Annotated in this window: 8 protein-coding genes; 7 read left to right on the top strand and 1 reads right to left on the bottom strand. The window is 67.7% G+C overall.

What is annotated here, in order from left to right; all coding sequences use genetic code 11:
- Positions 1-114: 114 nt before the first annotated feature.
- The 7 genes from ML01_RS22780 to ML01_RS22750 all read left to right on the top strand — a co-directional run bounded on the left by ML01_RS22780 (position 115) and on the right by ML01_RS22750 (position 10,437).
- A complete protein-coding gene (locus tag ML01_RS22780; protein WP_216819256.1) occupies positions 115-969 on the top strand; it encodes a hypothetical protein in 855 nt (284 codons plus the stop codon).
- Positions 966-3,764 carry a TrlF family AAA-like ATPase gene (locus ML01_RS22775; protein ID WP_058557687.1) on the top strand — a complete coding sequence of 933 codons (2,799 nt, stop codon included), beginning with the start codon at positions 966-968 and terminating at the stop codon, positions 3,762-3,764. Before ML01_RS22780 ends, ML01_RS22775 begins: the two co-directional genes overlap by 4 nt.
- Before the next feature lie 43 nt (positions 3,765-3,807).
- On the top strand, positions 3,808-5,097 hold the full coding sequence (locus ML01_RS22770) for an ATP-binding protein (RefSeq protein WP_058557686.1): 1,290 nt from the start codon (positions 3,808-3,810) through the stop codon (positions 5,095-5,097).
- Positions 5,098-5,128: 31 nt separating this feature from the next.
- The gene (locus ML01_RS22765) at positions 5,129-5,371 is read left to right on the top strand and encodes a BrnA antitoxin family protein (RefSeq protein WP_058557685.1); all 243 of its coding nucleotides are present in this window, start codon (positions 5,129-5,131) and stop codon (positions 5,369-5,371) included.
- Between the two features lie 208 nt (positions 5,372-5,579).
- Positions 5,580-7,919: a BREX-1 system phosphatase PglZ type B gene (pglZ, locus tag ML01_RS22760; RefSeq protein ID WP_156427926.1), complete on the top strand. Its 2,340-nt coding sequence runs from the start codon at positions 5,580-5,582 to the stop codon at positions 7,917-7,919.
- A gap of 1 nt (position 7,920) precedes the next feature.
- On the top strand, positions 7,921-9,981 hold the full coding sequence (brxL, locus tag ML01_RS22755; RefSeq protein WP_058557684.1) for a protease Lon-related BREX system protein BrxL: 2,061 nt from the start codon (positions 7,921-7,923) through the stop codon (positions 9,979-9,981).
- A 276-nt stretch (positions 9,982-10,257) separates the two neighbouring features.
- A complete protein-coding gene (locus tag ML01_RS22750; RefSeq protein WP_058557683.1) occupies positions 10,258-10,437 on the top strand; it encodes a hypothetical protein in 180 nt (59 codons plus the stop codon).
- A gap of 68 nt (positions 10,438-10,505) precedes the next feature.
- Here the strand turns inward: ML01_RS22750 and ML01_RS22745 are convergent, their stop codons facing one another.
- Entirely contained in the window at positions 10,506-13,019 is a 2,514-nt protein-coding gene (locus ML01_RS22745; protein WP_216819255.1) for an EAL domain-containing protein, read from the bottom strand.
- Positions 13,020-13,439 lie beyond the last annotated feature (420 nt).

Below are 13,439 nucleotides of genomic sequence, written 5' to 3'. Positions count from 1 at the left end.
CTTTCGGGACCCTCACCCCAAAACCGCTGTCCCAGGGGGAGAGGGGCTTTTCGGGGACCCTCACCCCAAAACCGCTCTCCCAGGGGGGAGAGGGGCTTTTCGGAGCCATCGGCGTTGCCAGGGAAGCAGGGTCTCTCTTCACTCCCCTCTCCCTCTGGGAGAGGGGCCGGGGGTGAGGGGATCGAGCTTTCGGACGAATCCCGCGCCCTCGTCGCCCAGGCCCGCAAGCTAGACCCCTTCGGCGACGACGACGGCATCGTCTGCCTGCCGGCCATCCGCGGTGAGCCCGCGGCCCACGAGCGGCTGCTGCGGCTGCTGATGGCCGCCTACGGCGACGACTGGACCGCGGGCACCCTCGGGCGCCTCCTCGCCGCGTCCGGCGCCGCCGGCAAGACCCTGGACCTCTGGCTACGGGACTTCTTCTTCGAGCAGCACTGCAAGCTGTTCCACAACCGCCCCTTCATCTGGCACATCTGGGACGGCCAAAAAGACGGCTTCGGGGCCCTGGTGAACTACCACAAGCTCGACCGCGCCAACCTGGAGCGGCTCATCTACACCTACCTCGGCGACTGGCTCCGCGCCCAGGAACGCGCCGCCGCCGACGGCGTGCAGGGCGCCGACGAGCGCCTCGCCGCCGCCCGCAACCTCAAGGCCAAGCTGGAAGCCATCCTGGAAGGCGAGGCCCCGCTCGACATCTTCGTGCGCTGGAAGCCCCTCGCCCAGCAGCCCATCGGCTGGGAGCCGGACCCGAACGACGGCGTGCGCCTCAACATCCGCCCCTTCCTGCTCGCCGGCGACGTGGCCAAGCGCGGCGCCGGCGTGCTCCGCGCCAAGCCCAACATTCACTGGAAGAAGGACCGCGGCAAGGACGTGGAGAGCGCCCCCTGGTACCCCCTGTTCAACGGCGACCGCATCAACGACCACCACCTCAGCCTGGCCGAGAAGCGCGCGGCGCGGGGCGCCGTATGAGCGGCTACCAGGGCATGCGTTGGTTCAAGTGCGATCTTCAGGTCCAAACACCGGCGGATGGGGCGAACTGGCGGGGCGCCCCAATGGCGGAGGGGGACGAGGCCCAACGCGCCGCCGCTGAAGCGTACATTCGCCGCTGTTACGAGATCGGTCTCGAAGTCATCGCGGTAACGGATCATAACTTCCTGTCGAAGGGGTTCATTCCTTACCTGCAACAGGCGATCAATGCAATCTCGGGGGAATACGGCTACAGATTGGTGCTGTTTCCTGGTTTCGAGTTCGAGGCAGACGTTGGCAAGGGCTGCCACGTCCTTGCGTTTTTCGAATCAGGAGCCGACCTCGAAGAGATAGATCACTACCTGACCGAGTGCGGAGTTCCGTTTCCCCGTGTGCAGAACGGCGTTCTCGCAAAGTCCAGAGAGCGGCTTCCCAGGATTATCGAGGTAGTTCAAGGAAAGGACTCATTGGGGAGACAACGCGGTCTGGTCATACTCCCCCATATCATGGCTGCCGACGGCCTCTTCGATACAGATAAAATCAGCGACTGGCTCCAGCAAGAGGAGTTTCTGAATCCTGATTTGCTCGCGGTCGAAGTCCCTAAGCCGGTTTCCAAGATGTCTCGTGGATTCCAGAAGCTGTTCGGGGCCGGTGATAACTGCGATCCTGCGTGGCGTCGGCGGCGATCCATCGCCTGCGTGATGGCATCGGACGCCAAAGCCTTGCGGGCGGACGAGAACTCGGAGAACCCGCTAGGCAAGCGCTACACATGGATCAAGATGTCGGCCCCCTCAATCGAGTCACTGCGCCAGGCTTTCTTGGACCACGAGTCCCGTATTCGGCTTCCGGATGACCCGGCGACCGACGTCAATCCGCTGGACCGGCAGTTTCACGCCCGTATCCTGTCCCTAAGCGTGGAGGGGGCGGCCTTCGTCGAGGATCAGGAGGTCGATTTCTCCCCCAATCTCAACTGCATCATTGGCGGTCGCGGCAGCGGCAAGTCGACACTGTTGGAGTACTTGCGGTTGGCCCTTCGCAAGGATGGAGCGAATCACGTCCAGGATGACCGCACCAAGGAGAAAATTCAGCGCATCCGCAAGACGCTCGCCGCGCCCAGCTCCCGAGTGCGGGTTCGTTGGCGCAGCCGCGACGGCGTCGAGGACGAGCTGGTGCTCACATCCGGGGAAGCGAGCGTCGCAGGACGAGAGGTCGTGGACGCTGAGACCTTCTTCCGCGGACTGCCGGTGCGCTTCTTCAGTCAGCAACAGCTCACCCAACTCACCGACAAGGACAGCAACAACCTGCTGCCCCTCATCGACAACTTGAGACGCGCCGAGATCGATGCTCTCGATGCCCGCGAGCGGGAACTGCGGGCCGAGATCGGCAGCCTGTTTCAAACCCGGCGCGAGCAGGCCGTGGTCAAGGGCGAGCATCAGCGGCTCTCGCAGGAGGTCGCGGAGCTGACACGCCAGCGCAGCGCCCGTGCTGGGCTTCAGGCGGCGGCCCAGGCCCATCAGTCTCTTCAGGCGGAGCTGAAACTGGTCGAACGTGTTCGGGCTAAGTCGATCGAGCCGCAAGCTTGGGTCGAACTGGCCGAGGACTTCGTCGTGAGCCATTCTCCGATCGGGTCCGTTGCCGACACCTGGCCGCACGGCGAGTGGTTCAAGGTCTTGGACAGCAAGGTTGAGGAGGCGAAGCAGAGGTTGCTGGCTTCCATCATGACCGCCGTTGAGACCTATCAGCAGGAGATTGTTAACCTGTTCGACAAAGATGTGGATTGGCCAGGCATCGCTGATGCACTTGCCAAAGCGGATTCGGAGTTTGCCGAGGCCTGCAAGGCACAGGGCCTTTCACCCGAGGAGGTCGCCAGAGTCCAGGAGATCGATCGGGATCTGCGGGTGAAACAGGCAGACCTCGAAGGCAAGCAGCGTAAGCTTGATGCCTTGGCGACGGCGGTGGCGCCCTTGAAAGACCGTTACCGCGACCTCCTTCGAGTCTGGCGGGAACAGCATCGGCTTCGCCAAGAGGCTGCGAACGAGGCGAATCGCGAGAGCGCCGCTTTGCAGCAACGGTTCTTGGAGGTCACGGTGCGCTACTCCGGCGACCGCATGGCCTTCGACGCGATCTGGAATGGGCTTGCGCCGAAGGATCGCAGGACGAAGTTGGCAAAGCAATGGGAGTTTCTCGGGGATGCCGTCTTTGATTACGCGAGGGATGTCGATGCTGATTCACCCTGGCTCGCGCTGCTCAATTTGTTCTCGAAATCGCAGTCAGCCTCCGGCGACCTTGCGGATTGGCTTGATGAGCTGAAAGGACACGTTCGCTCAACAGAGATGCTTTCCCAGTGGGAGAACACGCTGCTCAAGCGGGTGCCGGACTTGGTGGACGTGACGCTCTATCGTGCCGACGGCTCCCGCGCCGGCTCCATCCAGGACGGGGGGCTGTCGGATGGGCAGCGCAATACGGCCGCCCTGGCGCTGTTGCTGGCCCAGGGCAACGCTCCCATCGTCATCGACCAGCCTGAGGACGAGCTGGATTCGAGTTTCATCTATCGTGATCTAGTGCCGATGCTCCGGCGGATGAAGGACCAGCGCCAGCTCATCTTCGCGACCCACAATGCGAATCTGCCGGTCAACGGGGATGCAGAACTGGTCTGCGCGTTAGAAACCCGCAACGGCCATGGCCGTCTCCTCGCCGTGGGCGGGCTGGATCGGCCCGATGTTTGCAGCGCGGTCTTAGACGTGATGGAAGGCTCCAAGGAGGCCTTTCAGCGGCGCCGCGAGAAGTATCACTTCTGACCGCTGCCGCGGACGATAGCCGTAAGCCAAAAGGTGGGGGCCAATGCTCTACGACGACAAAGACGAGCTGCTAAGCGAGATCGCCGCCGGCGAGGACACACTCCTTGAATTCAAAGAGGTGGTTTTCAAAGGCGACCAAGTCCGCTTCGCAAGCGAGGAGGGAAGGGCCAGCAAGGTGATCGCCGAGGTTCTTGTCTCGATGGCCAACACCGAGGGCGGCCTGGTGGTGTTCGGCGTGAACAAGCTGGGCGACGTGGTCGGCATCGACCCGGCTAAGCGGGATAAGCTGGAGCAGTTCGTCGTGCAGTGCGCGCTGGATCATTGCGTGCCCCAGATCGAGCCGGCGTTGGACTGGGTCCACCTGCCGGGCGCCGACGGTGCGCGCCGGCTGTGCCTCAAGGCTTACATTCCGAGAGCCCGCTTCTACGTCCACCAGACCAGCGACGGGCGCTTCCTCAAGCGCGTGAGCAGTCACCGCAAGCCGATTCCGCCGGAGCAGTTGGGGCGGATGCTTGCGAGCCGGCAGCTCCTGTTGCCCTTCGAGGAGCGGCCGGTGTTCGGCGCGGGGCTGGAGGTGTTGAGCCGGGATAGGTTCGACCGCTACCACCGGGACCGCTTCGACCGCGCCCTGTCCGAGACCGGGCTCCCCTACGAGCGACTGCTGGCCAACCTCAAGCTCGCCGTGCATGAGGAGGATCGGCCCTGGCGGCCCAGCAACGTCGGTCTGCTGCTGTTTGCGGATCAGCCCGAGGCTCATCTCCCGGGCGCTTACGTGGACATTGCGGTCTACGATCACGACGTCGCGGACGGCAACACGGTCGATACGAAGCGGATCACCGGCCCGATCCCGGACCAGATTGAAGGCGTGCTGACGTATCTGCGGATGAGCCCATTGGTGGCGGTCCGGTCGCAGAAGGACGGTCTCGGCCGGCTGGACCGGCCTGCCTACAGCGAGCACGCGCTCCAGGAGGCCATCGTCAATGCCCTGGCGCACAGGGACTATGAGATCACCGGCTCCCAGGTCATCGTGACGCTGTTCCAGGACCGCATCGAGATCCGCAATCCGGGCGGCCTGCACAACACGCTGACCGAGGAGAATCTCTACGCCGGCTGCCAGCCGGTGCGCCGCAACCAGATCCTGGCCGGCTTCCTGCGGGATTACGGCAATCCGGTGACCGGGCGACGGTACATGGAGACCCGCGGCGAGGGGTTTCTGACTTTGGTGCGGACCAGCCTGGAGCTGTCGGGGCGCCGGCCGGAGCTGACCAACCTCGGGCACGCCGTGCGGCTCACTATTTTCGCAGCCCTCGGCGACAATCGGTCCGATGGCTGAGAGACTGGGTGCGTCGAGGGCAAGAAGATCTATGAGCAAGCACATTCGCTACACTGACGAGCCCATCGGCGAGGTTCGGCTGGTGGCCGATTTTCTACCCTCACCGGAGGAGCTGGCTCTGAAGAACGAGCAGACGAAGGTGACCATCCATCTCAGCGCGGAGACCGTTGCGTACTTCAAGGCGGCGGCGGACAAGCATCACACGGAGTATCAGAAGATGATCCGGCAACTGCTCGACGAATACGTTGCGCATCAAAAGCGAGCCGAGCAGTGATGTCTTATGCGAGGTCGGCTTGGAGCACGCCGACCACAGCAGCGGTCGTCCGCGTAGTCAGGCTATCCGGGCCTGATTCACCAGGGCTGGAAGCCCTGGCTACGCACGGAGGCCGGAATAACGATCAAGGCCACGCGGTCCGCCTGACCATCCTCGCCGCACGCCGGGATGATCGGTCCGGCGGCGGCCAACGGAACCGACAAAAGCGATGCAAGAGACCATCCTCGACCGCCTCACCGAATCCCTGAGCGGCGCCGCGAACATCAGCCGCGCCGCCCAGGCCCGCCCCGCCGCCGTGCTCTGGACGGACCAAGACGGCCAGTGGCAGGGCACGGCAGCGCGGCTGCGGGAGATGCTGCCGCATCTTTTCACCCTCGGCGATTACAAGCCGGCGGAGCGCCAAGGCCCCGCGATCTGGCTCAAGTGCGCGCTGGCGCGGGTGCTGGAGGAGCCGGACTGGCCGTCGGGCGTGGTGCCGGTGGTGTACTTGCCGGGCGTCTCCCGGGCGGACCTGCGGGCCATCGAGGGCTGCCCGCGACATCTCCAGCCGCTGGCGGAGCTTCAGTATCGGGGCGTGTTCTGGAGCCAGAGCAACGGGCGGGACTGGACCCTGCGCGCCTTTTTGTCCGGCAGCCGTGGCGGTCTCGCACTGGACGTGTCGGGCGACCAGGCGACCCGGGCGGCCATGCTCCGGGCGCTGGGCGCGCTGCTGGACACGCCGGTGGGGCGTCTGCGCGGGCGGCGACTGGAGGCCGGCGATTTCGATGCCCTGCTCAGCGCCGACCCGGTGCGGGACCTGCTGACCTGGATGAATGATCCGCAGCGCTCCGCCGCGGACTGGCAGGGCCCGCGCTGGGACGCCTTTCGCAGCCGCTGCCGGGGCGATTGGCAGCTCGACCCGGAGGCGGACGGCCCCCTGGTGGCCGCGGAGCGCCTCGCCGAGGGTGGCGGAGGCTGGGAGCAGGTTTGGGAGCGCTACAGTGGCGCCTGGCGTGCCTTCCCGAACATCCTCGACCTGCTGCGCCAGGTGCAGCCCCCGCCGATGCGGGATCTGTTCACGGACCTGGGCAGCTATCCGCGGGCCAACGATGAGGCGGAGGGCAAGCTTCGGGCTGCCCTGGCCGCGCTCGCTGGCTTGCACCACACGGCGGCGGCCGAGCGCATCGCCGACCTCGAAACGGAGCACGGCCGGCGCCGGCGCTGGCTCTGGGCGGAGCTGGGGCAGGCACCCCTGGCGCTCGCCCTGGAGCCGCTGGCGCGGCTGGCGGCCCTTTCGACTCGGCCCTTCGGCGGTGCGCGCCTCGGCGAGATGGCCGAAGCCTATCGGGACGAGCTCTGGCAGGTGGACGCCGCGGCCCGGCAGGCCCTTGCCGTGCCGCGGACCAAGGCCGACCTGCAGGCGGTGGGCGCGGCGCTGCGGGCGGTCTACCTGCCGTGGCTCACGGCGTCCAACGAGCGCTTCCAGGCGCTGGTGCGCCAAGACGGCTACAGCGGCTCGGAACTGGTGGAGGATCGCGGCGCCGGCTACCAGGCGGGCGGCGAATGCTGGGTATTCGTGGACGGGCTGCGGTACGACGTGGCCCGTGAGCTGGCCGAGCGGCTGACGGGCGACGGCCACGAGGCCATCGTCGAGACCGCGTGGGCGCCGGTGCCGTCGGTCACCGCCTCGGGCAAGGTGCTGTGCTCCCCCGCGGCCCAAGTCGCGCAGGGGCGCGACACCGACCGGGACTTCGTCCCGTCCCACGGCACGCTGGAGCGTCCGCTCGACGCGGACCTGCTGCGCCGGGCGATCAGCGCGCTGGGCTGGCAGGTGCTGGGGCCGGACGACGCGGGCGACCCCGGCGGCCGGGCCTGGACGGAGTGCGGCGACCTGGACCACTACGGCCACGAGCACGGGATTCGCCTTGCGCGGGAGGTGCCGGTGCTGCTGGACGAGATCATGGAGCAGATTCGGTTCCTCTTCGATGCGGGCTGGAAACGGCTGCGCATCGTCACCGACCACGGCTGGCTGCTGATGCCCGGCGGGTTGCCCAAGACCGAGCTGCACCGCTCCCTCACCGAGACCCGCTGGGGGCGCTGTGCCCTGCTGACGGATAGCGCCGGTAGCACGGATCTCACCCTCACCTGGACCTGGTGTGCGGACGTGCGCATCGCGACCGGCCCCGGGGTCGCGAGCTTCATTGGCGGGCTCGAATACGCCCACGGTGGCGTGAGTCTGCAGGAGAGCCTGATCCCGGTGCTGCGGGCGCAGCGCGCCGCCGGCGTCGCGGAGCGCTCGGGCGTGGAGATCGGGGCGCCCGGCTGGCTGGGCCTGCGCTGCCGCTTCACGGTGAGCCCACCCCGTGACGGGCTCGAGGCCGATCTGCGCCGCAAGGCCAACATCCCCGCGACCAGCGTCGCCGGCGGTCCCAAGCCCCTCAAGGACGGCAAGGGGTCTTTGGTGGTGGCGGACGACGAGCTGGAAGGGGAGGCGGTGTCGCTGGTGATTCTGGACGCCGCGGGGCAGGTGCTCGCCCGGGTGCTGACCACCATCGGCGGAGGTGACTGATATGCAAATGGACGCTCTGGACCGGAAGGCGGCCGGGCGCTTCGAGGGCTACATGGTGCGCAAGGACCTGGTGCGCCGGTTCAGCCGCCAGTTTCCGGTGCCGACCTACGTGGTGGAGTTCATGCTCGGGCGCTACTGCGCCACCACCGATGAAGCCGAGATCGCCGAGGGGCTGGATGTGGTCCAGCGCCAGCTTGCGTCGCGCACCGTCAAGGCGGGCGAGGAGGAGCTGTTCAAGGCCCGCGCCCGGGAGCAGGGCAGCGTGAAGATCATCGACCTCGTCAGCGCGCGGCTCGATGCCAAGACCGATGCCTACCTGGCGACCTTGCCGGGACTCAGGCTCAAGGACGTGCGCATCAGCCCGGAGCAGGTGCGCGAGCATGAGCGGCTGCTGACCGGCGGCTTCTACGCCGAAGTGACGCTGAGCTATGACTCCGCCATCGCGCAGGAGGCCCATGGTCGCCCATTCGGCATCGACACCCTGCGGGCCATCCAGCTCTCCAAGCGCGACGTCTTGGAGGTGCTCGGCCGCGGCCGCCGCGCCTTCAGCACCCCGGAGTGGAAGGTCTTGCTGCTGCGCAGTGTCGGGCTGGAGCCCGAGCGGCTGAGCCCTCGGGCGGTGGATGCCCTGCTGCTGCGGATGGTCCCGTTCGTGGAGCGCAACTACAACCTGGTGGAGCTGGGGCCCCGCGGCACCGGCAAGAGCCATCTGTTCCAGCAGGTCTCGCCCTATGCGCACCTGATCTCGGGCGGCAAGGCGACGGTGGCCAAGATGTTCGTCAACAACGCCACGGGCCAGCGCGGCCTGGTCTGCCAGTACGACGTGGTCTGCTTCGATGAGGTGTCCGGCGTGTCCTTCGACCAGAAGGATGGCGTCAACATCATGAAGGGCTACATGGAGTCGGGGGAGTTCAGCCGGGGCAAGGAGAGCATCCGCGCCGACGGCTCCATCGTGCTGGTGGGCAACTTCGACGTGGACGTGGAGCACCAGCAGCGCATCGGCCACCTGTTCGGGCCGCTGCCGCCGGAGATGCGCAACGACACCGCCTTCATGGACCGCATCCACGGCTACCTGCCGGGCTGGGACGTACCGAAGATGCAGCCCGGCCTGTTTACCGATCACTTCGGGCTGGTGAGCGACTTTCTGTCCGAGTGCTTCAGCCGCCTGCGGATGGAGAGTCGCCTGACTCTGCTGCAAGGACGGGTGCACTTGGGCGGCGCGCTCAGCGGGCGGGACATCAACGCCGCCAACAAGACCCTGAGTGGCCTGCTCAAGCTGCTGTATCCGTCCATCGGGGCGTCCACGGAGGAGCTGGAGATCGCCGATGAGGACCTGGAATGGGCCGTCCGCCTCGCGCTGGAAACACGCCGGCGGGTCAAGGAGCAGCAGAAGCGCATCGGCGCGGCGGAGTTCCGCAACACCCACTTCAGCTACATGCTCGGCGAGGCGGGGGTGGAGCAGTTCGTCGTCACCCCGGAGCTGGCAAGCGACAACAGCATCGGCGGCGACCCGCTGGAGCCGGGGCAGGTCTGGACCATGAGCCCCGGCGGCCAGGACGAGCACCCGGGCCTGTATCGCATCGAGGTGAGCGAGGGACCCGGCAGCGGGGTGCGCATCCTGAACAAACCCGCTCCCGCGGCCTTGCAGGAGTCGGTCCGCTGCGCCGCGCAGAATCTTTACGCCCGCGCCGTGCAGCTCGTCGGCGACCGGGACCCCCGCGCCCATGAGTTTTCCGTGCAGTTGCGCAGCTTCGACGCCGCCAGGACCGGCAGCCAAACCGGCGTGGCAACGCTCATCGCCCTGTGCAGCAGTCTGCTCAAGAAGCCGCTGCGGGGCGGCCTGGTCATCATCGGCGAGATCACGCTGGGCGGCTCCATCGAACCCGTTCACAATGCCGTCACCCTGGTGGAGATGGCCGTGGAAAAGGGCGCGCAGGCGGTCCTGATGCCCGTCGCCAGCCGCCGGCAGTTGTTCGACCTGTCCGATGACATGGCGACCAAGGTCGATACCCAGTTCTATCAGGACGCGCGGGATGCGCTGCTGAAGGCGCTGCTGGAATAAGCAAAACCACGGTGTACAACTACGATGACCCTTCAGTGGTCGATGGGTGTCGGCTTTGGCGATACGAGTTCAAGGCATCGAGGCGAGCCGCGAAGCGGGGGCATCCTGCCCCCCGTCTTCGTTCGCGACCGTCGCAGCGTCGCGTGCCGGCACGGGCGGCGAGCTTGTGCTATACGGGCGAAGCAGGTAGGGCGTGGTTGCCGCACCTGCGCTCGGGGCCGGCGCCGGGCTCGCGGAGCTCGGCGGCGGCTTTTCGCAACTTCGTGGAGTGAGCTCATGCGCATCATCGACGCAGACGCACAGGTCATCGCGGACCTGAAGGACGAGGGGCGGGTGGTGGAGGAGCGGACCTACGCCAGCTTCAGCTTAGCCACCATCCGCCACCCCACCCTGGGCAAGCTGGTGGTCGTCCAGGGACCGAACGGGAACGGCGCCCTGGTTGCCACCGAGGAGTAGTGGTGCGCCGATCGCCGTCCCGGGCCGTGCATGGCCCGGCGGCGAGCGAGCCGCTCCCGTCGCCGCCGTCAGTGGATTCGGGTCTCTGACATCGGCACATCGTCGCGCGGGCATTGGTCCCGCCATAGCCGCATCCAGGCCTCGAGGTCATCCGCGCTCATGGCGGGCGCCAGATGATTGCCCTGGCCGTACTGGCAGCCCAGGCGATGGAATTGGTCCGCCTGTGCTTGCGACTCGATGCCCTTGGCGATGACGAGGCAGCCGAACTGTTCGCCGAGGGCGACCCCCGCCTGCACGAGGCTCTGGGCTCGGCCCTGGCTGGCGACGCCGGCGGCCAGCACCGGGTCCAGCTTGAAGCTGTCGAAGGCGAGGTCCGCGAGCGCCGCGAGCGGCGTGTGGGTGGCGCCGAAACCGTCGAGCAGGAGCAGGATCTGCTGGCCCGCGAGGCGTTCGCGCCAAGCGTCCACGGCGGCGGAGGTCTCGGCGAGCGACGCGGCCGGTAACTCCAGCCGCAGCATGTAGGGCTCAATGCCCTCGCGCTCCACCGCCTGCTTGATCTCGGTCAGCAGCGCCTCGTCCCCCACCTGCTCCGTGGCGAGGTTGATGCTCAGGTACTCGCCGCAGAACCAGCGCTGCTGTTGCCAGCGGCGCAGCGCTGCGCAGGCGAGCCGAAGCGCCCGATGACCCAGCTCGCGGCTGATGCCGGCCGCCGCGGCGACGTGAACGAACTGGGCCGCCTTCAGCAACCCGCGCCGCGGGTGCTGCCAGCGCAGCAGTGCCTCGACGCCCAGCGGGCGGCCATCGTCCAGCGCCAGCACGGGCTGGAAGTGCAGCAGAAAGCCGTCCTGCTCCGGGGGGCTTGCGAGCGCGGTTTTCAGCTCACCGCGCAGTTGCTCTGCCGCGGCGCTTGCGCGGCGCATTGCGGGCACGAAGCGCACGGCCCGGTGGCCACCGGCGCGGCGGGCGGCCGCTTGTGCGAGTGCCGCGTCGGCGATGATGTCGTCGACGCGCGGGTAACCCGCGTGGATGCCGACAATGCCGATGCTGGCGCGCAGCCGCAGCACACAATCACCCCGACGCAGCGGCTGGGCCAGCTTGGCAAGGATGCTGGCGGCGCGGCCTTCGGCGACGCAGGCATCCTGACCCGGGCGCAGCAGCAGCACCAGCTCGTCGCCGCCGAAGCGGCCGATGGATTCGCCGTGCTCCAGCAGCCCCGTCAGCGTCTTGCCGACGCTCGCCAGCACGTCATCGCCGCCCGGTTGGCCGCAGCCGGTGTTGACCGTTCGCAGATTGTCCAGGTTCAGCAGCAGCAACTGGCTTGGCGCCATGGGCTGGCGCTCCGCCGCGCGCATGGCCTGTTCGATCTGCTCGCGCAGCCAGCGGCGGTTGTGCAGCCCGGTCAGGGAGTCGCGGTAGGCAGCGGCCCACAGGCGCTGTCGGTCGGCGAGATGGCCGGCGCGGAAATGCAGCGCCAGTGCGATGAGCCAGCACAGGGACTCGACCAGATTGCCGATCGCGAAGGCGACCGCGAGCACGTCCGGTGTGCCGGCCCCCATGCCCAGGATCGAGACGGCCTGGAGCCCGCCGCCGATCATCGATGCGCCGATGCCCGCCGCGAACCAGCGCAGTGCCGCGCGACTGCCGGTGGGCGCGCTGTCCGGCGCATCGCCCAGCAGCCGTTGAGACAGCAGCATGAGCACGAGTATCGCGAGCATGGCGAGGCTGAGGGCGCCGACGCGATAGCCCCAAGTGGTCCAGGCGGCGGCCAGGAATGCGACCGATGTGATGGCGATGCCGGTGATGATGATGCGCCGCAGACCCCGTTCCGGCCGCAGGAACGCCAGCACGGCGGCGCCGATGCCGGGCACCACCAGCGCGATGGCCAGCGCCTGCGTGAGCCGCGCGTGCTCCGGCCCCGGCCAGAACGGCAGCCACGCGGGACCGAGTCCGAGCGCCTGGAGCTGGTAGACCTGCAGCGTGGCGAGGTAGACGACATAGGCCAGCGCAAAGCCGCTCGGCTGCCAGAGCAGGAAGCCGATGCCCACCAGCAGCAGCACGGCGAGCACGGCCGCGTAGCCGCCGAGCAGCATCCAATGACGGGCGGCGGCGGTGCGGAACTCGGACTCGGCGCGGTGCTCGATCCAGGGCCGGATGGCCTTGGTATCGGCGACGATGGCGACCGGCGGCGTCGCGCCGAGCGCTGCCGGGATGCGCACGTTCGCGAGCGGGCTCAGCACCGCACGCTCGGCGAAAGGCAGGCCCCGCCCGGCGGCGCCGGCATGGACGCAGCCCGCCGCGTCCTCGGCCAGCACGATGAGCCGCTCGACGATGTTGTCGCGGCTGTAAACGATGCCGGGCTCCGCCTGCATGGCGCCGTCGAGGTGCGCCAGCGCAAAGGCGCGGCTCGGCGACGATGCCGGCACGGCCGGAATCGCCACCGGTGTGCAGTGTTCAGGCTGGTTGGCGGCCAGGCGCTGGTAGCGCTCGATCCACGGCGCCGCGGGGCCCGCCACCGGGCAAGCGGCGACCGGCGCGACGGCTGCGAAGAGCAGCGGCAGGAACCATAGGGCAAGGATCAACACTGGCGAACGGCAGAAAGCGTCCGACCAGCGGCGCGGCAAGCGTGTGCGTTCGCTGTTCGACATGGGCTTAGGGGGCGTCTTGGCGGCCCCCGAGCCTGCGGGCGCCGCCGGTTCTTCTTCTTCCGCGACGACCGTGGCTGCCGGTGCAAACCTGCGTGGCCGCGCGGTTTGCGGATGGCTGCTTGCAACGCCGCTGCTTGGCGGTGCCTGAAAGGTCGTTCGGGTGCTCGGTAGGCCTCGTGCCCCGCTCGTCCTGTAGCCTCGTCGTGACCGTTGGGGCTGATGGCTGCCGTGCTCGCCGTTGTGTCCCGCTGCGTCCTGGGCACCGTCACAGGGAGCGAAGCATACACGGGATGTAAGGGTCTCGACATGACAATTGCGGGACGATCTCTGTCCGTTCGTCGGTCGGCTCAGGTCGCG

It is taken from the genome of Thiohalocapsa sp. ML1 (assembly GCF_001469165.1).
In the GTDB taxonomy this organism is placed as follows: domain Bacteria; phylum Pseudomonadota; class Gammaproteobacteria; order Chromatiales; family Chromatiaceae; genus Thiohalocapsa.
Note: the sequence above shows the minus strand (reverse complement) of the source record. Positions and strands in the feature narration are given on the sequence as shown.

Coding starts and splice junctions, on each gene's coding strand:
- ML01_RS22770 (WP_058557686.1), top strand. CDS start 3,808: ATGCTCTACGACGACAAAGACGAGCTGCTAAGCGAGATCGCCGCCGGC.
- ML01_RS22750 (WP_058557683.1), top strand. CDS start 10,258: ATGCGCATCATCGACGCAGACGCACAGGTCATCGCGGACCTGAAGGAC.
- ML01_RS22765 (WP_058557685.1), top strand. CDS start 5,129: ATGAGCAAGCACATTCGCTACACTGACGAGCCCATCGGCGAGGTTCGG.
- brxL (WP_058557684.1), top strand. CDS start 7,921: ATGCAAATGGACGCTCTGGACCGGAAGGCGGCCGGGCGCTTCGAGGGC.
- pglZ (WP_156427926.1), top strand. CDS start 5,580: ATGCAAGAGACCATCCTCGACCGCCTCACCGAATCCCTGAGCGGCGCC.
- ML01_RS22775 (WP_058557687.1), top strand. CDS start 966: ATGAGCGGCTACCAGGGCATGCGTTGGTTCAAGTGCGATCTTCAGGTC.